Annotated in this window: 20 protein-coding genes; 11 read left to right on the top strand and 9 right to left on the bottom strand. The window is 68.6% G+C overall.

Annotated features, from left to right (window positions below; translation table 11 throughout):
• Positions 1-70: 70 nt before the first annotated feature.
• Complete coding sequence (locus BLT59_RS18800) at positions 71-496, top strand: organic hydroperoxide resistance protein (protein ID WP_091783637.1); 426 nt, start codon at positions 71-73, stop codon at positions 494-496.
• A 268-nt stretch (positions 497-764) separates the two neighbouring features.
• On the opposite strand, the gene BLT59_RS18795 is transcribed toward BLT59_RS18800, so the two are convergent.
• The 5 genes from BLT59_RS18795 to BLT59_RS18775 form a co-directional block, all read right to left on the bottom strand.
• Complete coding sequence (locus BLT59_RS18795; protein ID WP_091783634.1) at positions 765-1,913, bottom strand: acyl-CoA dehydrogenase family protein; 1,149 nt, start codon at positions 1,911-1,913, stop codon at positions 765-767.
• Between the two features lie 10 nt (positions 1,914-1,923).
• A complete protein-coding gene (locus tag BLT59_RS18790; protein WP_091783631.1) occupies positions 1,924-2,673 on the bottom strand; it encodes an SDR family oxidoreductase in 750 nt (249 codons plus the stop codon).
• A gap of 43 nt (positions 2,674-2,716) precedes the next feature.
• Positions 2,717-3,853 (bottom strand): CaiB/BaiF CoA transferase family protein, encoded by a 1,137-nt coding sequence (locus BLT59_RS18785; protein WP_091783629.1) that lies wholly within the window; start codon positions 3,851-3,853, stop codon positions 2,717-2,719.
• 218 nt (positions 3,854-4,071) lie between these two features.
• Positions 4,072-7,236: an efflux RND transporter permease subunit gene (locus BLT59_RS18780; protein WP_091783626.1), complete on the bottom strand. Its 3,165-nt coding sequence runs from the start codon at positions 7,234-7,236 to the stop codon at positions 4,072-4,074.
• A gap of 49 nt (positions 7,237-7,285) precedes the next feature.
• Positions 7,286-8,539, bottom strand: coding sequence for an efflux RND transporter periplasmic adaptor subunit (locus BLT59_RS18775; RefSeq protein WP_091783623.1), 1,254 nt, complete (start codon positions 8,537-8,539; stop codon positions 7,286-7,288).
• Positions 8,540-8,793: 254 nt separating this feature from the next.
• On the opposite strand from BLT59_RS18775, the gene BLT59_RS18770 reads away from it, so the two are divergent.
• Positions 8,794-9,021, top strand: coding sequence for an HOOK family protein (locus BLT59_RS18770; protein WP_091783620.1), 228 nt, complete (start codon positions 8,794-8,796; stop codon positions 9,019-9,021).
• A 337-nt stretch (positions 9,022-9,358) separates the two neighbouring features.
• Positions 9,359-9,622, top strand: coding sequence for a hypothetical protein (locus BLT59_RS30690; RefSeq protein WP_139174071.1), 264 nt, complete (start codon positions 9,359-9,361; stop codon positions 9,620-9,622).
• Here BLT59_RS30690 and BLT59_RS18765 read toward each other — a convergent pair whose 3' ends face one another.
• The 3 genes from BLT59_RS18765 to BLT59_RS32255 are packed head-to-tail and all read right to left on the bottom strand — an operon-like array spanning position 9,623 to position 11,695.
• Positions 9,623-9,772: a hypothetical protein gene (locus tag BLT59_RS18765; RefSeq protein WP_244514051.1), complete on the bottom strand. Its 150-nt coding sequence runs from the start codon at positions 9,770-9,772 to the stop codon at positions 9,623-9,625. It abuts the gene before it with no gap.
• Positions 9,773-9,830: 58 nt separating this feature from the next.
• The gene (locus tag BLT59_RS18760; RefSeq protein ID WP_091783614.1) at positions 9,831-10,445 is read right to left on the bottom strand and encodes a cysteine hydrolase family protein; all 615 of its coding nucleotides are present in this window, start codon (positions 10,443-10,445) and stop codon (positions 9,831-9,833) included.
• A complete protein-coding gene (locus BLT59_RS32255) occupies positions 10,442-11,695 on the bottom strand; it encodes a GNAT family N-acetyltransferase (RefSeq protein ID WP_091783611.1) in 1,254 nt (417 codons plus the stop codon). The genes BLT59_RS18760 and BLT59_RS32255 overlap by 4 nt, the downstream gene beginning before the upstream one ends.
• Positions 11,696-11,792: 97 nt before the next feature.
• Here BLT59_RS32255 and BLT59_RS18750 point away from each other — a divergent pair, with 97 nt between their 5' ends.
• The 6 genes from BLT59_RS18750 to ureG all read left to right on the top strand — a co-directional run bounded on the left by BLT59_RS18750 (position 11,793) and on the right by ureG (position 17,078).
• On the top strand, positions 11,793-12,806 hold the full coding sequence (locus BLT59_RS18750; RefSeq protein ID WP_091783609.1) for a LysR family transcriptional regulator: 1,014 nt from the start codon (positions 11,793-11,795) through the stop codon (positions 12,804-12,806).
• A 117-nt stretch (positions 12,807-12,923) separates the two neighbouring features.
• Entirely contained in the window at positions 12,924-13,544 is a 621-nt protein-coding gene (locus tag BLT59_RS18745) for an urease subunit gamma (RefSeq protein ID WP_091783606.1), read from the top strand.
• Positions 13,545-13,546: 2 nt separating this feature from the next.
• On the top strand, positions 13,547-15,274 hold the full coding sequence (gene ureC / locus BLT59_RS18740; RefSeq protein WP_091783603.1) for an urease subunit alpha: 1,728 nt from the start codon (positions 13,547-13,549) through the stop codon (positions 15,272-15,274).
• Between the two features lie 12 nt (positions 15,275-15,286).
• Positions 15,287-15,775, top strand: a complete 489-nt coding sequence (locus BLT59_RS18735; RefSeq protein WP_091783600.1) for an urease accessory protein UreE — start codon at positions 15,287-15,289, stop codon at positions 15,773-15,775.
• On the top strand, positions 15,729-16,451 hold the full coding sequence (locus BLT59_RS18730) for an urease accessory protein UreF (RefSeq protein WP_244514050.1): 723 nt from the start codon (positions 15,729-15,731) through the stop codon (positions 16,449-16,451). Before BLT59_RS18735 ends, BLT59_RS18730 begins: the two co-directional genes overlap by 47 nt.
• Positions 16,452-16,460: 9 nt before the next feature.
• On the top strand, positions 16,461-17,078 hold the full coding sequence (gene ureG, locus BLT59_RS18725) for an urease accessory protein UreG (RefSeq protein WP_091783597.1): 618 nt from the start codon (positions 16,461-16,463) through the stop codon (positions 17,076-17,078).
• 39 nt (positions 17,079-17,117) lie between these two features.
• Here ureG and BLT59_RS18720 read toward each other — a convergent pair whose 3' ends face one another.
• A complete protein-coding gene (locus tag BLT59_RS18720) occupies positions 17,118-17,348 on the bottom strand; it encodes a hypothetical protein (RefSeq protein ID WP_091783594.1) in 231 nt (76 codons plus the stop codon).
• A 199-nt stretch (positions 17,349-17,547) separates the two neighbouring features.
• Here BLT59_RS18720 and BLT59_RS18715 point away from each other — a divergent pair, with 199 nt between their 5' ends.
• Positions 17,548-17,751, top strand: a complete 204-nt coding sequence (locus BLT59_RS18715) for a DUF3311 domain-containing protein (protein WP_012319822.1) — start codon at positions 17,548-17,550, stop codon at positions 17,749-17,751.
• Entirely contained in the window at positions 17,748-19,208 is a 1,461-nt protein-coding gene (locus BLT59_RS18710; RefSeq protein WP_091783591.1) for a sodium:solute symporter family protein, read from the top strand. Before BLT59_RS18715 ends, BLT59_RS18710 begins: the two co-directional genes overlap by 4 nt.
• Position 19,209 lies beyond the last annotated feature (1 nt).

The raw sequence follows: 19,209 nt of genomic DNA, 5'->3' as shown, positions 1-19,209 counted from the left end.
CTAACTGGGGTGTGCGGAAGCCAGTCGGGGCCTACATGCCGGCTTCCTTCCCGAAAATCGGAGATTGCTCATGCCCGTAGACGTGAAGTACCGCACGACCGCCACTGCCACCGGAGGCCGCGACGGCGCCGCTCGGACGGCCGACGGCAGCTTCGAGGTCAAGCTCTCGACCCCGAAGGAGCTCGGTGGCGCAGGTGGTCCGGGCGCGAATCCGGAGCAGCTCTTCGCGTCCGGCTACTCGGCCTGTTTCCTCGGCGCCATGAAAGCCGTCGCGCCTTCGATGCAGCTGAAGGTACCGGCGGACACGACCGTCACCGCCGATGTCGGCATCGGCCCGCGCTCCGAGGGCGGATTCGGCATAACCGCCGACCTGACGATCAGTCTGCCGGGCCTCGACCGCGCGGACGCGCAGAAGCTCGTCGATGCCGCGCACCAGGTATGCCCGTACTCCAATGCGACCCGCGGCAACGTCAATGTCGGTTTGAAGCTGGCCTGAAGGGGCTTTCGAGCGGGCTTCGTCTCGGCGAAGCCCGCCTTCGCTGAGTCCTGAATGCGGCCGCTCCGTCTTCGTTTGCACAGCGGAGCCGTTAAGGCAGCACCTCCAGGCCCCAGGTCGCGCATCGCGGCTCTGCTTCGCTGTTTTCGCGGCGACCGTACTGGCAGAGGGCCTATTTCGGACGCCCTTCCTTTCTCCGGCGTCCACCACGGATCTTCTCGCGCCCGTCTCCCAGGTTCACCTGCTGCCAGTCTCCAGATGGGTCCTGTCAGTACGAGCGCGGAAGGCCGAGGACGTGTTCGGACAGGTAGGCGAGGATCAGGTTCGTGGAGATTGGCGCGACCTGGTAGAGGCGCGTCTCGCGGAACTTGCGCTCCACGTCGTATTCCTCGGCGAAGCCGAAGCCGCCATGGGTCTGAATGCAGGCGTTGGCCGCCTCGAAGGAGGCGTCCGCCGCGAGCATCTTGGCCATGTTTGCCTCGGCCCCGGGATTGGCGCCGCCCTCGTAGAGGGTCAGCGCCTCGCGGACCATCAGCTCGGCCGCGCGCATGTTCGCGTAGGCCTTGGCGATCGGGAATTGCACGCCCTGGTTGGCGCCGATCGGCCGCCCGAAGACGGAGCGCTCGCCGGCATAGGCGCGCGCCCTGTCGATGAACCACTTGGCGTCGCCGATGCACTCGGCGGCGATCAGGATCCGCTCCGCGTTCATGCCGGACAGGATGTAGCGGAAGCCCCTGCCCTCCTCGCCGATGAGGTTCTGCGCCGGCACCCTGAGATTGTCGAAGAAGATCTCCGTGGTGGCGTGGTTCATCATCGTGCGGATCGGCCGGATCGTCAGGCCGTTGCCTCTCGCTTCGCGCATATCGACGAGCAGCACCGACAGGCCGTCCGTGCGCTTCATGCCGTCTGCCTTCGGTGTCGTGCGGGCCAGGAGCAGCATCAGGTCCGAATGCTCGGCGCGGCTGGTCCAGATCTTCTGGCCATTGACGACGTAGCGGTCGCCCTCCAGGCGCGCCGTCGTCTTCAGGCTGCCCGTGTCGGTGCCGGAGGTTGGCTCGGTCACGCCGAAGGCCTGGAGCCGCAGTCGGCCCTCCGCGATCGCCGGCAGGTATTCGGCCTTCTGCGCCGCGGAGCCGTGCCGGAGCAGCGTGCCCATCGTGTACATCTGCGCATGGCAGGCGCCGCCGTTGCAGCCCGCCCGCTGCACCTCCTCGAGGATCGCAGCCGCGGCGGAGAGCGGCAGGCCGGAGCCGCCGTACTCCTCGGGGATCAGGACAGACAGGTAACCGCTCTCGGTCAGCGCGTTCACGAACTCCGTCGGGTATGCCATCTCCCGGTCGAGGGCCTGCCAGTACGATCCCGGGAAGCCGGCGCAGAGCTTGGCGACCGCCTCGCGGATCTCGGTATAGGCTTCCATCGAGACCTCCTCAGGCCGTGCGGCCGCCGTCGACGGGCAGATCGACGCCGGTGATGAACGCCGCCTCGTCGGAGGCGAGGAACAGCGCCGCCGCGGCGATGTCGCTCGCTTCCGACAGTCGACCGAGCGGGATCGTCGCGATGAAGCGGTCGCGGTTCTCGGGCGTGTCAAGGACGCCCATGAAGTGCTCGAGGAGCCCCGTGGCGCCCATGACCGGGCAGAGGGCGTTCACCCGGATCTTCCAGGGCGCCAGCTCCAGGGCGAGTGACTTCGAGGCGAGGCTCGCCGCGCCCTTCGAGGCGTTGTACCACGTCAGGCCCGGACGGGGCCGCAGCGCCGCCGTCGAGCTGACGTTCAGGATCGCGCCGCCGCCCGCGTCGCGCATCAGCGGCGCGACCTCCCGGACGTAGTGGAAAATCGACTTCACGTTGACCCGGAAGACCCGGTCGAAATCCTCCTCCGTCACCTCCATCAGCGGCTTGTTGCGGTGGGTGGTGCCGGCGTTGTTGACGAGAACGTTCGGCACCCCGAAGCGCTGCCGCGTCTCGGCGACGCTGGCGGCGACGTCGGCCGCCAGCCCGACATCGGCGGTGATCGCGATCGCCTTGTCGCCGAGCGCCGCCGCGACACGCTCGGCCGCCGCACCGTCGATGTCGACGCAGGCCACCTTGGCGCCCTCCGCGGCGAAGCGCTGGGCAATCCCGGCCCCGAAGCCGCTGCCGGCCCCGGTCACGAGCGCGATCTTGCCGTCCAGTCTCATCGTTTCCTCCCGCCCATTCTGATGTGCCCTCGTATCCGGGTCGTCACCCCCGGCGCGCGAATTCCGCCCGGATCCGTACGCCGTGCTCGTCGATCGCCGGGACGGGACCGAGGGCGCGGACCGCGCCGTCGATCAGCACCGGTGGCGCCACGATCCGGGCCGGCCCCGAAGGCGTGCGAACCTCCGCGCGGATCAGGGCCGGGTGCGTGGCGAGGTCTGCCAGGGTGTTGACGAAGCCGTAGGCAGTGCCTGCCGCCTTCAGCCGGACGGCGGCCGCCTCGCGGCTCAGCCGCACCAGCTCGGCGCCGATGCGCAGGTCGACCGCGGCGCGGTTCGCCACGCGGTCATTGTTGGACGCGAAGCCCTCGGCCCGGGCGAGATCCGGCTCACCGAGCACGCCGGCGCAGAAGCTCGCCCATTCGCGCTCGTTCTGGATCGAAATCAGCACGAGGCTGCCGTCGGCCGTTGGGAAGGCGCCGTAGGGGCAGATCGACGGATGCGCGAGGCCGACCCGCTGCGGGGCCTTGCCCGTCCCCTCGAAGTAGAGCAGCGGCACGTTCATCCAGTCGGCCGCGCCGCTGAACAGGCTGACCTCCAGAGCACAGCCCTGCCCGTTGATCCCGCGGGCGATCAGCGCTTCAAGGACCGCGGCATGGGCGTCCATCCCGCAGGCGACGTCGCAGACGGAGACGCCAACGCGCCCGGGGCCGGCTGGGTGGCCGGTGATCCCGGCGAGCCCACTCTCGGCCTGGACCAGCAGGTCGTAGGCCTTCATGTCGCTGTAGGCGTTGCCGGTGCCGTAGCCCGAGATGTCCACGGTGATCAGCCGGGGGTAGCGCGCGCGCAGCTCCGCCGAGCCGAAGCCGGCCCGCGCCGCCGCCCCCGGGGCGAGGTTCTGGACGAACACGTCGGCCTGGGCGAGGATCGCGTGCAGCAGGCGCGCATCCGCCGGATCCTTGATGTCGGCGACGAGGCTCTCCTTGCCGCGGTTGAGCCACACGAAGTAGCTCGCGAGCCCGTTGACCGCCGCGTCGTAGCCGCGGGCGAAATCACCCTCCGGCCGCTCGATCTTGATGACCCGGGCCCCGGCATCGGCGAGCCGCGAGGTGCAGTAGGGCGCGGCGACGGCCTGCTCCAGGGCGAGTACGGTCAGTCCTCGCAGCGGCAGCGTCTGGCTCATCCGCGTCCTTGAAATCCAGGGGCCTGCGGGCCGGTCCGAACTCAACTGGTTCGGCGGCCGATTTCGCCAAGCGGGGCGGGGTTACAGGCTCATGGGCCCGCGGGAGCCCGCCTCCGTCATCGCGAGCGCAGCGAATGGATCGAGGGACGCGCCACGCTCGGGCATCACTTGCGACACTGGGTTGCTTCGCTGCGCTCGCAAAGACGGCGGGGCCCCGGTCACTCCGCCGCGCGCAGCGCGGGCGGACCGCGGACCTCCTCCACCGGCTCCGGATCATCGAGCGCCGCGTCTACCGCCTCCGGCTTGTCCCGGAACGACAGCCGGTGCGCCAGCCGGTCGAGGTAGATGTAGATCACCGGCGTGGTGAACAGCGTCAGCACCTGGCTGACCGCGAGGCCGCCCACCACGGCGTAGCCCAGCGGCTGGCGAATCTCCGAACCCGTGCCGGTGGCGATCATCAACGGGATGCCGCCGAGGAGCGCCGCCATCGTGGTCATGAGGATCGGCCGGAAGCGCAGCAGCGCGGCCTTCCGGATCGCGACCTCGGGCGAGAGACCCTCCTCGCGCTCGGCCACGATGGCGAAGTCGACCAGCATGATGCCGTTCTTCTTCACGATGCCGATGAGGAGGATGATGCCGATCAGCGCGATCAGGCTGAAGTCGAACCCCGCCCACATCAGTACCGCCAAGGCGCCGACACCGGCCGATGGCAGCGTCGACAGGATCGTGATCGGGTGGATGAAGCTCTCGTAGAGGATGCCGAGGATCAGGTAGACCACGAACAGGGCCGCCAGGATCAGCAGCGGCACCGTCGAGAGGGATTGCTGGAAGGCCTGTGCGGTGCCCTGGAAGCCGCTCACCACGGTCGGCGGCACCTGCAGCTCCCGCATCGCCCGGCCGATCGCCTCCGTGGCCTGGCCGAGGGCGACGTCGGGGGCGAGGTTGAAGCTGATCGTCACCGCCGGAAACTGGCCCTGGTGGTTCACGGCCAGCGGCGCAACCGGGTCCGTCGTCCAGCGGGCGAAGGCCGCGAGCGGCACCTGCCCGCCGCCGATCGGCGCCTTGATGTAGATCCTGTCGAGGCTCTCCACGCTGCCCTGGAGCGCCGGCAGCACCTCCAGCACCACGTGGTAGCTGTTCAGCTGCGTGAAGTACTGCGCGATCTGGCGCTGGCCGAACGCGTCGTAGAGCGTGTCGTCGATGAGCTGGGGCGTGATGCCGTAGCGCGAGGCGGCGTCACGGTCGATCGACAGCGTCAGCGTCGTGCCGCGGGTCTGCTGGTCTGTGGCGACGTCCCGCAGCTCCGGCAGCGTCTTCATCTTGTCGAGGATGCGCGGCGCCCAGGTGTTCAGCTCAGCGAGGTCCGGATCCTGGAGGGTGTACTCGAACTGCGTCCGCGAGGTGCGGCCGCCGGTGCGCACGTCCTGGGTTGCCTGGATGAAGGTCCGGATGCCTGCCACACGCTCGAGCTTCGGGCGCAGCCGGCCGATCACCTGGAAGGCGTTGGCGTCCCGCTCGTCGCGGGGCTTGAGCGTGATATACATGCGCCCGGAATTGAGCGCCTGGCCGTTGCCGCCGAGCGACATGCCGACCGTCGCCACCGCCGGATCGGCCTGGACGATCGCGCCGACCTTCTCCTGCAGCGCCTTCATCGCCGAGAACGAGATGTCCTGACCCGCCTCGGTGACGCCGATCATGAAGCCGGTGTCCTGCTGCGGGAAGAAGCCCTTCGGGATCGCCACGAACAGGTAGCCGGTCAGTGCCAGCGTGGCGAAGAAGACGAGGAGCGTCACGCGGCGGAAGCGCAGGGCGACGTCGAGGGCGTCGGCGTAGACCGCCAGCAGCCAGTCGAAGGCGGCCTCGCTCATCCGGTAGAGGCGGCCGTGGCGCTCGGCGTCGTGGGCCTTCAGCAGCCGCGAGGCCATCATCGGTGTCAGCGTCAGGGAGACGAAGGCCGAGACCGCGATGGTCATCGACAGAACCACGGCGAACTCGCGGAACAGCCGGCCGATGATGCCGCCCATCAGCAGGAGCGGGATCAGCACGGCGATCAGCGACACCGAGATCGACACGATGGTGAAGCCGATCTCGCCCGCGCCCTTGAACGCGGCCTCCATGGGACGCATGCCCTCCTCGACGTAGCGGCTGATGTTCTCCAGGACGACGATGGCGTCGTCGACCACGAACCCGACCGAGATGGTCAGGGCCATCAGCGAGAGGTTGTCGAGGGTGTAGCCCGCCATCCACATCAGCGCGCAGGCGCCGAGCAGCGCGAGCGGCACGGTCACGCTCGGGATCACGGTCGCCCAGAAGCTGCGCAGGAACACGAAGATCACGCCCACGACCAGCGCGATCGTCAGCAGCAGGGTGAACTGTACGTCCTCGACCGAGGCGCGGATCGTCTGCGTCCGGTCGCTCAGGATGCCGACTTTGATGGCGGCCGGGAGGGTGGCGGTCAGGCGCGGCAGCTGGGCCTTGATGCTATCCACCGTGTCGATCACGTTGGCGCCGGGCTGCTTGAATACGACCAGGAAGATGCCGCGCTTTCCGTTGGTCCAGCCTGCCTGCTTCGTGTCCTCGGGCCCGGCGACGGCCTGGCCGATGTCGCGCACGCGCAGCGGCGCGCCGTCGCGATAGGCTACGATGACGTCGTTCCAGTTCTGCGCCGCGGTGAGCTGGTCGTTGGCGTAGATGGTGTAGCTATGGCTGCCGCCGTCGATGCTGCCCTTCGGGTTGTTGACGGTGGTGAGGGTGAGCTGCGCGCGCACATCCTCCAGCGACAGCCCCTTGGCCACGAGCTTGGCCGGGTCGATCTGGATCCGCACGGCGGGCTTCTGCTGGCCGCCGATGAAGACCTGGGCGACGCCCGAGATCTGGCTGATCCGCTGCGCGAGCTGCACGTCGACGGCGTCGTCGACGTCGATCAGCGGCATGCTGTCGGAGGTGGCCGAGAGCAGCAGGATCGGCGAATCGGCCGGATTGACCTTGCGGTAGGTCGGCGGAGTCGGGAGGTTCTTCGGGAGCTGGCCGCTGGCGGCGTTGATGGCCGCCTGGATGTCGCTTGCGGCGCCGTCGATGTTGCGGTTGAGGTCGAACTGGACCGTGACCGTCGAGATCCCGAGGGAGCTCGTCGAGGTCATCTGCGACACGCCGGGAATCTGCGAGAACTGCCGCTCGAGTGGCTGCGCCACCGACGAGGCCATCGTCTCCGGGCTGGCCCCGGGCAGCTGCGCGGTCACCTGGATGGTCGGGAAATCCACCTGCGGCAGCGGCGCGACGCCCAGCAGCGGGTAGGCCACCACCCCGAGGAACAGGATGCCGACCATGATCAGCGTGGTCGCCACCGGGAACCGGATGAACGGCGCCGAGATGCCGCCCTTCATGGCCGGGCTCCGCGCGGAGACGCGCCCGCCATGAGGCGTGCCGCGCGCATCACTGGACCGCCTCCGCCTGCGCGGTGTGGGCGGCGTGCGGATCAGCCACGAGGCTGCCGTCCTGCACCTTGTACTGTCCGGCCACGATGACCCGCTCGCCGGGTCGGAGGTCGCCGCTGAGAACGCGCGTCCGCCCCGAATCCGACCGGCCCGCTTTCAGCGCGCGCTGATGCGCCCGGCTGGCATCGTCCACCACGAAGGCGAACAGGCCGTCCGGCCCGTGCTGGATCGCGTCGTCCGGCACCGTCGTGGCGACCGCGACCGTGCCGACCCGCATCTTGGTGGAGACCGACAGGCCCGGCCACAGGGCGTGCTTCCTGTTCTCGAAGACGGCCTTGAGGCGGATCGTGCCGGTCGCGGTGTCGACCTGGTTGTTGAACAGGGCGAGCTTGCCGTCGGCGAGCTTGGTCAGCCCGTCCGACGTCCAGGCCTCGACCGGCACGTCGCCGGCCTTGAGGGCCGCGGTGATCGCGGGCAGCTGGTCCTCCGGGGCCGTGAACACCACGAAGATCGGCTCGACCTGCGTGATCGTCACGATCGGGGTCTGGCCGGCCGCGTTGACGATGTTGCCGATATCGACCTGCCGGAAGCCCGTGACGCCGTCGATCGGCGCGCGGATCGTGGCGTAGCCGAGCTGCGTCGTGGCGTTGTCGATGGCGGCCTGATCGGACGCTACCTGCGCGGTGAGCTGGGCGACCAGGGCCGTCTGTGTCTCGGTCTGCTGCCGGGAGGCATAGGCGCCGAGCCCGGTGTAGCGGACGAGGTCCGCCTTCGCATTACCGAGATTGGCCGTGTCCTGCTCCTTCTTGGCTTTCGCCTGATCCAGCGCCGCCTGGTAGGGCCGCGGGTCGATCTGCACCAGAACGTCCCCCTTGTGGACGGTCTGGCCCTCGCGGAACGCGACCTGCTGGATCTCGCCGTCGACGCGTGTGCGCACCTGGACGGTGTTGTAAGCCTGAACCGTGCCCAGACCGTTCGACACGAGTGCGAACGGCCCCTGCTCCACCGTACCGAGGGTAACGGGCACAGGAAGCGGCGCGACTGCCTTGGTCGGCGCGGCGGTCGAATTCAAACGCGTGTAGCCGTAAGCGCCGCCGCCCACGACAGCGAGAAGCAGCAGGATCAGGCGGGCCGCACCGACGCGTCTCGGCGCCGGGCCGGATGCCGGCCGAGGCATGTCGCAGTCGCCCCTGAGCGCAAGGGTCTCGTCTGATCGAGATGCGTCGGAATCGTGCCCGTCTTCACGCAGCATGCGCCGATGTCCGCCCGTTGATCCCACCGCGCCGCGAACCGGGATATTTTGCATTCAGTAGCATACAACGCGCTCGCTGGGCACCGCGGCACTCCATGGATCGCAGCAATGTTCCCCCCACAGAAAGCGTGCTACCGCCGCCGAGACTAGGTCGCGCCGCTGCGTCCGACGCCCTATCTGCACGATTCCCGCCCGGCGCGGCGGAGCGGGCTGTTCGCCGTTGCCGCGCGCAGGATGTGAGACCGGGATGCCCCATGGCCTCGACGTTGGAACTGGACGGTCTGAACGAACTCCGCGATGCGCTCATTGAGGAGCGGCAAATCATCGTCGCGTCGGTGCGCAAGCTGCGCGACGTGCGCCGGCAGAAGGGCACCTTCGTGCTGGGCGACGGCGCGGAAGCCGGACCACGGCTCGTGGCGGTGCAGGAGCAGATCGAAATGGTCGAATCCATCATCGCCGTGCTGACGCAATCTCAGGCCTGACGTCCTGGGCCCCCTCGCCAGGGGTTCTGCAGAGCGGGATTGGCATAGTTCGATGTCCGGTATGTTTCTGGGCCTTTCGCTGGCCTGACCCCCTATCAGAGACATGCCGTGGGCAAAAAAGCGAAATTAAGTTGGGTTCTATTGCAAGATCTACTGTCCATTCGGTGAAATATAGTGCTCTAAACCGGTAGAAGGCCGTCTTCGGTTTCAGTGTGCACAATACAAGCCCTGCATCTGCTGAGACCGATCGCGGCATTTGGATCGTCCCGCGCGAACGCTCGGCTCAGGCGCTGGTTTGCCGGCGACGGATTTGCTTTGGGGTGACGATCACGTCGGCTTGTACAAGATCTGCCCATCTTTCGGGCTGGACGATCCCGATGCTGCCCTGGTACCGCACCGTAACTCAAGGCGCGAGATTTTGAACATGGACGCCTTCGATCACGCCCGCACGGTACGCGACGCCGACGAAATCACCGATACGCCTCACGAGATCGAGCTACAGGCCCTGTGGCGTGCCCTCGCCGCAGACCGAAGCGCGCGCGACGAGCGGACCGCGCGCCTGCGTGCCATGCGTTTGATCGGCGGCGACGGAGCGGATTGATCAGCCGGTCGCCGGTTCCCGCTCGGGAAGTCGGCTTGCCAGCAGGAATCCGACCGCCATCGCCATGGCCTCGGCCTGCGCGATCAGCGTCGGCTCTCCAGCGTCGCGCGCCGCCTGAAGCAGCGCGATCGCGTGCCTTCCGAGGCGCATGTCCACATCCTCGTCACGCAGTGGGATGTCGTCAGGGTTCCCGGAATTCTGGGCTCGGTCAGTCATTGCTGTGCGTGGGCCTTGAAGCGGCGAGCATGGGCTTGAACGGCGAGGAGGTGGCGATCCAGGATTGCGTGTCCGTGACGTCACCGAACACCCGCATGATCGCACTCACCGTTCGGTGGATCTCATGAGCGGCGATATCCTCCAGGCCGTGGCTGGCGGAGGCATCGGACAGGAAGGTCACCGCCTGTCCGCGGTGGTAGGCATCGACCGCCGTTGCGAGGCAGGATGACTCGCCGGCGAACCCCGCGATGACCAGCGGCGGCAAGCCGCGCTCCATCGCGTCGGCGAAGGCGGGACTGGCGTAGCAGGAGGGCCGGTCCCGATCGAAGATCATGTCGCAGCCATGCGGTTCGAACCCTTCGATCCAGCGGGCGAAGCGGCTGCCTGCCTGGAACAGCGGAGCGCCGACCCAGCGGACATAGGCCACCTGCATGCCGCTCTCGCGGGCATGTGAGAGCGCGCGGCGGCAGTTCAGGAGTGCGGGCCCGATTTTCGGAACGGCGAGCGGACGGCCCGCAATCTCGTATTCCTGCTGCATGTCTACCAGCACCAGCACCGGGACGCTGCGCGGGTGGCGATACAGCGCCGGATTGAGCGGCCGATTCATCGCGCCGCGACCTCCCGGTCGACGGACGGACGGGTCACAGCGCGGCTCCGCGAGCGGTCGAGCGCGCCAGCCCGGTGCCAGCGGCCTTCCGGCCGGATGATGACGTACGGATCGACGCCGAGGCCGATGGCTTGCGGATGCGGTTCCGCTTCCATCAGCATTTCGATGTAGTCGAAATCTGAGAACACCAGTTCCTGGGCGCCCTCGAAGACCCGGAAGCCGAAGCGGCTCCAGAAGCCGACAAGGCGCTTCTGGGCATGACCGTAGAGACGGCGGTAGCCCTTGACCCGCGCCAGCTCGATCCCGGCCCGGACCAGCGCGAAGGCCATGCGGGTGTTGCGGAACTCGGCCCGGACCGCCAGGCGCTCGATCTTCGCGAAATCTGCGAAGAACCGGATGCGCAGGCAGCCCGCCGGCTCGTCGCCGACATAGCCGATCAGGTGCGTTGCCGAGAGATCGTTGCCGTCAAATTCCTCTTCGTAGGGGCAGGCCTGCTCGCCCATGTACACGGCTGCGCGCAGGGCGATCACCCGGGACAGATCTTCCAGGTTTCGGGCCACCGCGACGCTGATCCCGGTCCCGCCCGGCTTGTGACTGTCATAGGGGGGCGCCGGATCCCCCTTCGGCCCACGCCCGAAATGATACAGGTCCCCGCGGGCAGTGTTCCTGAGGGTGAAGCCGAGCGTCGTGAGGAGATCCGCGCCCTCGGGCGTCGCCGCCCGGGCATAGAAATCGACGCCGCGATAGGTTGGGCTCGACAGACGGTCGAAGACGAGGCTGACGCCGCCGGCAAGCCGTCGCCGCGCATAGACGGCCCAGACGTAGATCCCGGCCGGACGTTCGTGTTGACCGGCCAGCATCGCCACCGGCGGCTCCGCCGTGTCGAGAGTTCCGTCCTTGAGGGCGGTCAGACCGTCTGCGTTCAGCATCAGACAGGCGACGAAACCTTCGCCTCTTGGCTGCGCAGCATTGAATTTATGTCTCTGCGCGATCGCAACGACGCTGTCGGGATTGATCGACATGACGCGCCGGACAGCCTGGACCGATGCAAGATCGGGCAGATTCGTTCGTGCATCTTCGATCAACCGATGCAGATCACTTGGTGTCGGCATGAAGATAACGAGATGACGGGCAACGCGGTCGACGCGCAGCGCGCTCAATTCATGGCGTGGCTCCGCAGAGACTGGCGCTGTTCCAAATTGATCCGCGTCCCGCGCAACGAACTGAGCGCGCGTGATATGCAGCGTCATCGGATGACCTGTCATTCGGTTTCGGATTGACGGTCCAGCACTTCGCATCTAGCGCTCTGGTTGTCTGTGCAAAATTTGGAACAGGGGCGTTCCGTCGATGGAACAGGCCGAGGCGAGCCGGGAGGCGATGCCTGACTGGCAGAGCATCCGGGTCTTCCTGACGCTCGAGCGGTCCGGGAGCTTCCGGTCGGCCGCCCTGAAGCTCGGCCTGTCGGTGAACTCGGTGCGACGGCGGATCGCCGATCTGGAAGCCTTGATTGGTGCGCCCCTGCTGACGCGTCATGTCGACGGCATCCGTCTCACCGTCGAGGGTCACGCGATTTTGGAAGCCGCCGCCCGCATGGAGGCGGCGGCTTTCAGCTTGGTGCGAACGGGCGAGGCCACCCCCTTCGCCGAGACTGGCGAGGTGCGGATTGCCGTCACGGAAGGTCTGGGTGCCTTCTGGCTCGCGCCGCGGCTCGTCGAGTTCCAGCGCGCGAACCCACGTCTGACCGTTGACCTGCGCTGCGCCATGGAATCGGCCGATGTCCTGCGGCTTGAAGCCGACGTGGCTATCCAGTTGACGCGGCCGACCAGCCCGGACCTTCGTGTGGTCAAGCTCGGCCGGATCCACATGATGCCGTACGCCGCGCGGATCTACGAGGAGACCTATGGGCTGCCGCTCCGCCCCGAAGATCTCGAGCGCCATCGCATCGTGGTTCAGGATGGCGGGCAGACCGTGCCGCTCGAAGACTATGTGAGGACAGTCCCGGGCTTTCCCGCGAAGGTCCCGATCACGCTGAAAGTCAATGTCAGCAGCGCGTATTACTGGGCAATTGCCAAGGGCGCCGGCATCGGATTGCTGCCCACCTATGCCAGCGCAATCGGCGCTCAGGTCGTTCCGCTGGACAATCTTGGCCGCTTCGGCGTCGACATCTGGCTGACCTATCACCCGGATGCGGAGCGGATTACCCGCGTGCGGCGGACGATCGATTGGCTGCGATCCTCCTTCGATCCGAAGCGTTATCCGTGGTTCCGGGACGAGTTCATCCATCCCCGTGACCTGCCGGGCGCCGTCAAGGGCTCGCCCCTGCCAGATCTGTTCGCCGGGTTTGTCGCCATGACACCGTGACGGCCGACGCTGCGCGCTGCACCCGCGGTGGTCCGGGTCCTGCAACGGCCGCCGCCCGCCCTTGACCGCGCCGCGCGCATGATCCTTGCTCCGGCCGCCGCGACGACGAGGTTGCCCGTGCTGCTGACGCCCCGAGAGAAGGACAAGTTGCTCATCGCCATGGCGGCGCAGGTGGCGCGGAATCGCCTCGCCCGCGGCGTGAAGCTCAACCATCCGGAGGCGGTGGCGCTGATCACCGACTTCGTGGTCGAGGGCGCGCGGGACGGCCGCACCGTGGCCGACCTGATGCAGGCCGGTGCCACCGTGCTGACCGCCGATCAGGTCATGGAAGGCGTGCCCGAGATGATCCACGACATCCAGGTGGAGGCGACCTTCCCGGACGGCACGAAGCTCGTCACCGTGCACCATCCGATCCGCGGCGCGGCCTCTTCCGACGTCCCTGGAACCGTGACGACGCTGCCGGGAGAGATCGTGTTCAATCCCGGCGCCGAGCGGACCGTGATCGAGGTCGCCAATGTCGGGGACCGGCCGATCCAGGTCGGCTCACACTATCACTTCTTCGAGGTCAATCCGGGCCTCGTGTTCCCGCGCGAGCAGGCCCGCGGCAAGCGCCTCGACATCGCGCCGGGCACCGCCGTGCGGTTCGAGCCGGGATCGACGCGGGAGGTCGCGCTCGTGCCGCTCTCCGGCGGGCGCACCGTCTACGGGTTCCGCGGCGACGTGATGGGCAAGCTCTGATCATGGCCAACACGCCCAAGCCCGCCAGCCTGCCCCGCTCGGCCTACGCCGACATGTTCGGCCCGACGGTCGGCGACCGCGTCCGGCTCGCCGATACCGGCCTGGAGATCACGATCGAGCGCGACTTCACGACCTACGGTGAGGAGGTGAAGTTCGGCGGCGGCAAGGTCATCCGCGACGGCATGGGCCAGAGCCAAGCCACCAACGCCGACGGCGCCGTCGACACGGTGATCACCAATGCGGTGGTCCTCGATCACTGGGGCATCGTGAAGTGCGATGTCGGCATCGTGCGCGGCCGGATCTTCCGGCTTGGCAAGGCCGGCAATCCGGACGTGCAGCCCGGGGTCGACATCGTGGTCGGGCCGGGCACCGAGGTCATCGCCGGCGAGGGCAAGATCCTGACGGCGGGCGGCTTCGACAGCCACATCCACTTCATCTGCCCGCAGCAGATCGAGGAGGCGCTCTGCTCGGGCATCACCACGATGCTCGGCGGCGGCACCGGCCCGGCGCACGGCACCTTCGCCACCACCTGCACGCCGGGCCCCTGGCACATCGCCCGGATGATCGAGGCGGCGGACGCGTTCCCGATGAACCTCGCCTTCGCCGGCAAGGGCAACGCGTCCCGCCCGGAGAGCCTCGTCGAGATGGTCCGGGCGGGCGCCTGCGCGCTGAAGCTGCACGAGGACTGGGGCACGACGCCGGCCGCGATCGACACCTGCCTGTCGGTGGCCGATGCCCACGACATCCAGGTCATGATCCACACCGACACGCTCAACGAATCGGGCTTCGTCGAGGACACGATCGCGGCGTTCAAGGGCCGGACCATCCACGCCTTCCACACCGAGGGCGCGGGCGGCGGCCACGCGCCGGACATCATCAAGGTGGCCGGGCTGCCGAACGTGCTCCCGTCGTCCACCAACCCGACGCGGCCCTACACGTGGAACACGATCGACGAGCATCTCGACATGCTCATGGTCTGCCACCACCTCGACCCGTCGATCCCCGAGGATCTCGCCTTCGCGGAGAGCCGGATCCGGCGCGAGACCATCGCGGCCGAGGACATCCTGCACGACATCGGCGCGCTCTCGATGATGTCGTCCGACAGCCAGGCGATGGGCCGGGTCGGCGAGGTCATCATCCGCACGTGGCAGACCGCCGACAAGATGAAGCGCCAGCGGGGCGCCCTGCCGGGCGACGCGTCCGGTACCGACAACCTGCGGGCGCGCCGCTACGTCGCCAAGTATACGATCAACCCGGCCATCGCGCACGGCATCTCCCGTCACATCGGCTCGGTCGAGGCGGGCAAGCTCGCCGACCTCGTGCTGTGGAATCCGGCCTTCTTCGGCGTGAAGCCCGACCTCGTGCTGAAGGGCGGCAGCATCGCGGCCGCCCCCATGGGCGATCCGAACGCCTCGATCCCGACGCCGCAGCCGGTCCATTACCGGCCGATGTTCGGCGCCTACGGACGGGTGCCCTTCGCCACCGCCCTCACCTTCGTCTCCCGGGCGGCGGTTGAGGACGGCCTTCGGGAGCGGCTGGGCGTGCAGAAGGAGCTGGTCGCGGTGGAGAACGTCCGCGGCGGCATCTCGAAGAAGAGCATGGTGCTGAACGACGCGACGCCGGTCATCGAGGTCGATCCGGAAACCTACGACGTGCGCGCCGACGGCGAGCTGCTGGTCTGCGAGCCGGCCGAAGTCCTGCCGATGGCGCAGCGCTACTTCCTGTTCTGAGCGCGGCCATCCATGATCCGCGCCACCCGCATCATCCGCCGCGACGCCCTGTCGGGCGGTGAGATCGTCGACCGCGTCGTCCTCGATCACGGCGACCGCCACCGCCGCCGCGTCGCCATGCGCGGCGCCGGGGGGCTGGGCTTTCTGCTGGACCTCCCGGAGCCGACCGTGCTGGAGGACGGCGACGCCCTGGTCCTGCAGGACGGACGCCTCGTCTGGGTCGAGGCCGCGCCGGAGCGTCTGCTCGAGATCCGGGCTGGCAGCGATCACGCGCTCAAGCGCCTGATCTGGCATATCGGCAACCGGCACATCGCCGCCGAGATCGGCCCGGACGCGGTCTGGATCGCGCACGACCACGTCCTCGCCGAGATGGTCCGGGGCCTCGGCGGTACCGCCGAGTCGGTGGAGCGCCCGTTCCGGCCGGAGGGCGGCGCCTATTCCGGCGACCACGGGCATGACCACCCGCACGGCGGCCACCATCACCACCATGCCGCGGGCTGAGGCGCTGGAGGCGCTCCGCCTGATGGCGTGGCTGTCGCCCGGCTACCCGGTCGGCGCCTACGCCTACTCGCACGGGCTGGAATGGGCGGTCGAGGCCGGCGACGTCCGCGACGAGGCGAGCCTGAGGGCGTGGCTCCGGGACGTCTGCGAGCGCGGCGCCCTGCGCAACGACCTGATCCTGGCCGCTCACGCCCACGCGGCGGCGCTGTCATCCGACGGCGTCGCGCTGGTCGCCGTCAACGACCTCGCCCTGGCCCTGGCGCCGTCGCGCGAGCTTCACCTAGAGACGAGCCAGCAGGGCCGGAGCTTCCTCGACGCGACGCGCGGCGCGTGGCCTTGCGACGCCCTGGCCGCCCTGGCGGAGCAGCTGCCGGGCCCGGTCGCCTATCCGGTCGCGGTCGGCCTCGCGGCGGGCGCGTACCGCATGGCAGTCGGGCCGGCGCTAGCCGCCTACGGCCTCGCCTTCCTCCAGAATCTCATCTCCGCGGCACTCCGGGCGGCGCCCGTGGGTCAGGCCGCCGGCACGCGGGTCGTCGCCGCCCTCGCGCCGCGCATCGCCGGGCTCGCCGGCTCCGCTGCCGAGGCGGGTCTTGATGCCCTTGGGACCGCCACCTTTCGCCTGGATCTCGGTTCCTTCCGCCACGAGACCCAGTATTCCCGCATCTTCCGATCCTGAGCCCGCAGCATGACCACCACCAACGGCCCCCTCCGCGTCGGCATCGGCGGACCTGTCGGTTCCGGCAAGACCGCCCTGATGGAGCAGCTCTGCAAGCGCTTCCGTGACCGCTACGAGATCTGCGCCATCACCAACGACATCTACACGAAGGAGGACGCGCGGATCCTCACCGTCGCGGGCGCCCTTCCGGAGGAGCGCATCCTCGGCGTCGAGACCGGCGGTTGCCCGCACACCGCGATCCGCGAGGATGCCTCGATCAATCTCGCCGCGGTCGCCGAGATGAACCGGCGCTTCCCGAAGCTCGACCTCGTGCTGATCGAATCCGGCGGTGATAACCTCGCGGCGACGTTCTCACCGGAACTCGCCGACATCACCCTCTACGTCATCGACGTGGCCGGCGGCGAGAAGATCCCCCGCAAGGGCGGTCCGGGCATCACCCGGTCCGATCTGCTGATCGTCAACAAGACCGACCTCGCGCCGCTCGTCGGTGCCGACCTGTCGGTGATGGAATCCGACACGCAGCGGATGCGCGGCACCCGGCCCTACGTCTTCGCCTCCCTGCGCGAGGGGGCAGGCGCGGACGCGGTGGCGCGCTTCGTCGAGGAGGCGGGCGGCCTGGGCCGTTGAGACGACGCGCCGGCCCGACCGACCGGCTCGTCGAGGCTGCTAGCGTCCGGCCTCGGCCGAGCGCGCGCGGACCGACGACGTGCTCGGGACGCCCATGAGCGCGTCCAGGCGGCTCATCCGCGCGTTGAAATCGTTCATGACGTTCTGGCGCGCCTTAATGGCGGCGCTGGGCTGCGCCTTGGCGGGCGTGTGGCGCGCGCGGGCTTCCGCCTGGGCCGCAGGAAGGGCGAGGAGCGCGGCCAGCGCCGCGATGGTCAGAGTACGGGTCATCTCGTGAAATCCCTCGGCGTCCGTCCTGTCGGACGGCGCGACGTCTCACGAGAATATGCGCGCCCGGAGCGCGGCCGCGTGCGCGAGCGCACAGCACGCAGACGTGATCGGGATGAGCGCCGTCGGGCGCTCGCGGCGTTGACAGCGGTCCGTGACTGATTCACCCCGCGGTATCGGGGCCTTCTGAACGGTATCGCGCATGCGAAATCTGCGGTGGCTGGCCGCCCTGCCTTTCCTCGGCATCCTCGTCGGCCCGTTCTTCCTGAACCGGGTCGAGCCCTTCGTGTTCGGCTTGCCGCTGCTCCTCGCCTGGCTGGTGTTCTGCGTGATCGGAACCTCGGCCGTGATGGGGCTGATCTATCTGACCGACCCTCAGAACCGGGCGCCGGAGGATCCGCGATGAGCGTCGCGCTCGTCATCGTGGCCGCCGGCTTCGCCCTGGCGATCGGCCTCGGCCTCTACGCGCGGGTCGGCCGCGAGATGGGGCTGGAGCAGTGGACCGTCGGCGGCCGCGGCTTCGGCACCGCCCTGGTCTTCCTCCTGATGGCCGGGGAGATCTACACGACCTTCACGTTCCTCGGCGGCTCCGGCATTGCCTACGGCAAGGGCGGCCCCGCCTACTACATCCTCTGCTACCTGACGCTCGCCTACGTCACCTCGTACTGGCTGCTGCCGCCGGTCTGGCGCTACGCCAAGCAGAACAACCTCTACACGCAGCCCGATTTCTTCGCGCGCAAGTACGGCAGCCGGGCGCTCGGCATGCTGGTGGCGCTCGTGGGGATCGTCGCCCTCGTCCCCTACCTCGTGCTGCAGTTCAAGGGGCTCGGGATCATCGTGTCGACGGCGTCCTACGGGGCGATCTCGTCGACCGCCGCGGTCTGGATCGGCGCGGCCGCGCTCACCGCCTACGTGGTGGTGTCGGGCGTGCACGGCTCCGCCTGGACGGCGGTGATCAAGGACACCAGCATCCTGTTCGTGGTGGTCTTCCTCGGGATCTACCTGCCGGTGCACTATTACGGCGGCTACGAGGGCCTGTTCACGGCGATCGAGGCCGCCAAGCCCGGCTTCCTGGCCCTGCCCGACCGCGGCCAGAGCCCGACGTGGTTCACCACCACGGTCCTGCTCACCGCGCTCGGCGGCTACATGTGGCCGCATACCTTCGCGTCGCTCTACACGGCGCGCGAGCCGGGCGCGTTCCGGCGCAACGCGGTGATCCTGCCGATCTACCAGCTGATCAACCTGTTCGTGTTCGTGATCGGCTTCACCGCCGTGATGCAGGTGCCGGGCCTCACGGGTCCCGACGTCGACCTGTCGCTGTTCAAGCTCGCCCTCGCGACCTTCCCGCCGTGGGTCATCGGGTTGATCGGCGCCACGGGCGTGCTGACCGCCCTCGTCCCGGGCTCCATGATCCTGATCGCCGGGGTCACGCTGGTGGCCAACAACCTCGTTCGCCCCCTGCGCCCGGGCATGGACGACGCCGCGACCGCGCGGCTGTGCAAGATCCTCGTGCCGGTGCTGGCGCTGGTCTGCGTCGGCTTCACCCTGTCGGGCGGCGACACGATCGTGCAGCTCCTGCTGATGGGCTACAACTTCGTGACGCAGCTCTTCCCGTGCTTCATCACCAGCCTGATGCGCCGCAATCCCCTCGACCGCCGCGCCGCGATCGCCGGCATCGTCGCGGGCGTGGCCACCGTGGCGGCGACCGTCTTCTCCGGGTTCAGCCTGTCGAAGCTGCCCGTCCTGGGACCGCTTCAGGACGTGAATGTCGGCATCGTGGCGCTGGTTGTGAACGTCATCGTGACGGTTGTGGTGGCGCGGACGGTGCGCGCGGGCGCGACGGCCGCGCAGGCCGCGGAGTGAC

Origin of the sequence: Methylobacterium sp. UNC378MF, from assembly GCF_900103195.1 — a bacterium.
Lineage (GTDB): Bacteria > Pseudomonadota > Alphaproteobacteria > Rhizobiales > Beijerinckiaceae > Methylobacterium.
The sequence above is the reverse complement of the archived record's forward strand: the minus strand, read 5'-3'. Positions and strand labels throughout refer to the sequence as shown.

Bases quoted from the DNA above. Each gene is read 5' to 3' on its own strand.
- BLT59_RS32255 (WP_091783611.1), bottom strand. From the start codon at position 11,695: ATGACGCTGCATATCACGCGCGCTCAGTTCGTTGCGCGGGACGCGGAT.
- BLT59_RS18775 (WP_091783623.1), bottom strand. From the start codon at position 8,539: ATGCTGCGTGAAGACGGGCACGATTCCGACGCATCTCGATCAGACGAG.
- BLT59_RS18795 (WP_091783634.1), bottom strand. From the start codon at position 1,913: ATGGAAGCCTATACCGAGATCCGCGAGGCGGTCGCCAAGCTCTGCGCC.
- BLT59_RS18710 (WP_091783591.1), top strand. From the start codon at position 17,748: ATGAGCGTCGCGCTCGTCATCGTGGCCGCCGGCTTCGCCCTGGCGATC.
- BLT59_RS18800 (WP_091783637.1), top strand. From the start codon at position 71: ATGCCCGTAGACGTGAAGTACCGCACGACCGCCACTGCCACCGGAGGC.
- ureC (WP_091783603.1), top strand. From the start codon at position 13,547: ATGGCCAACACGCCCAAGCCCGCCAGCCTGCCCCGCTCGGCCTACGCC.
- BLT59_RS18730 (WP_244514050.1), top strand. From the start codon at position 15,729: ATGACCACCCGCACGGCGGCCACCATCACCACCATGCCGCGGGCTGAG.
- BLT59_RS18785 (WP_091783629.1), bottom strand. From the start codon at position 3,853: ATGAGCCAGACGCTGCCGCTGCGAGGACTGACCGTACTCGCCCTGGAG.
- BLT59_RS18760 (WP_091783614.1), bottom strand. From the start codon at position 10,445: ATGAATCGGCCGCTCAATCCGGCGCTGTATCGCCACCCGCGCAGCGTC.
- BLT59_RS18735 (WP_091783600.1), top strand. From the start codon at position 15,287: ATGATCCGCGCCACCCGCATCATCCGCCGCGACGCCCTGTCGGGCGGT.
- BLT59_RS18750 (WP_091783609.1), top strand. From the start codon at position 11,793: ATGGAACAGGCCGAGGCGAGCCGGGAGGCGATGCCTGACTGGCAGAGC.
- BLT59_RS18790 (WP_091783631.1), bottom strand. From the start codon at position 2,673: ATGAGACTGGACGGCAAGATCGCGCTCGTGACCGGGGCCGGCAGCGGC.
- BLT59_RS18720 (WP_091783594.1), bottom strand. From the start codon at position 17,348: ATGACCCGTACTCTGACCATCGCGGCGCTGGCCGCGCTCCTCGCCCTT.
- BLT59_RS18770 (WP_091783620.1), top strand. From the start codon at position 8,794: ATGGCCTCGACGTTGGAACTGGACGGTCTGAACGAACTCCGCGATGCG.
- BLT59_RS18765 (WP_244514051.1), bottom strand. From the start codon at position 9,772: ATGCGCCTCGGAAGGCACGCGATCGCGCTGCTTCAGGCGGCGCGCGAC.
- BLT59_RS18780 (WP_091783626.1), bottom strand. From the start codon at position 7,236: ATGAAGGGCGGCATCTCGGCGCCGTTCATCCGGTTCCCGGTGGCGACC.
- BLT59_RS18715 (WP_012319822.1), top strand. From the start codon at position 17,548: ATGCGAAATCTGCGGTGGCTGGCCGCCCTGCCTTTCCTCGGCATCCTC.
- ureG (WP_091783597.1), top strand. From the start codon at position 16,461: ATGACCACCACCAACGGCCCCCTCCGCGTCGGCATCGGCGGACCTGTC.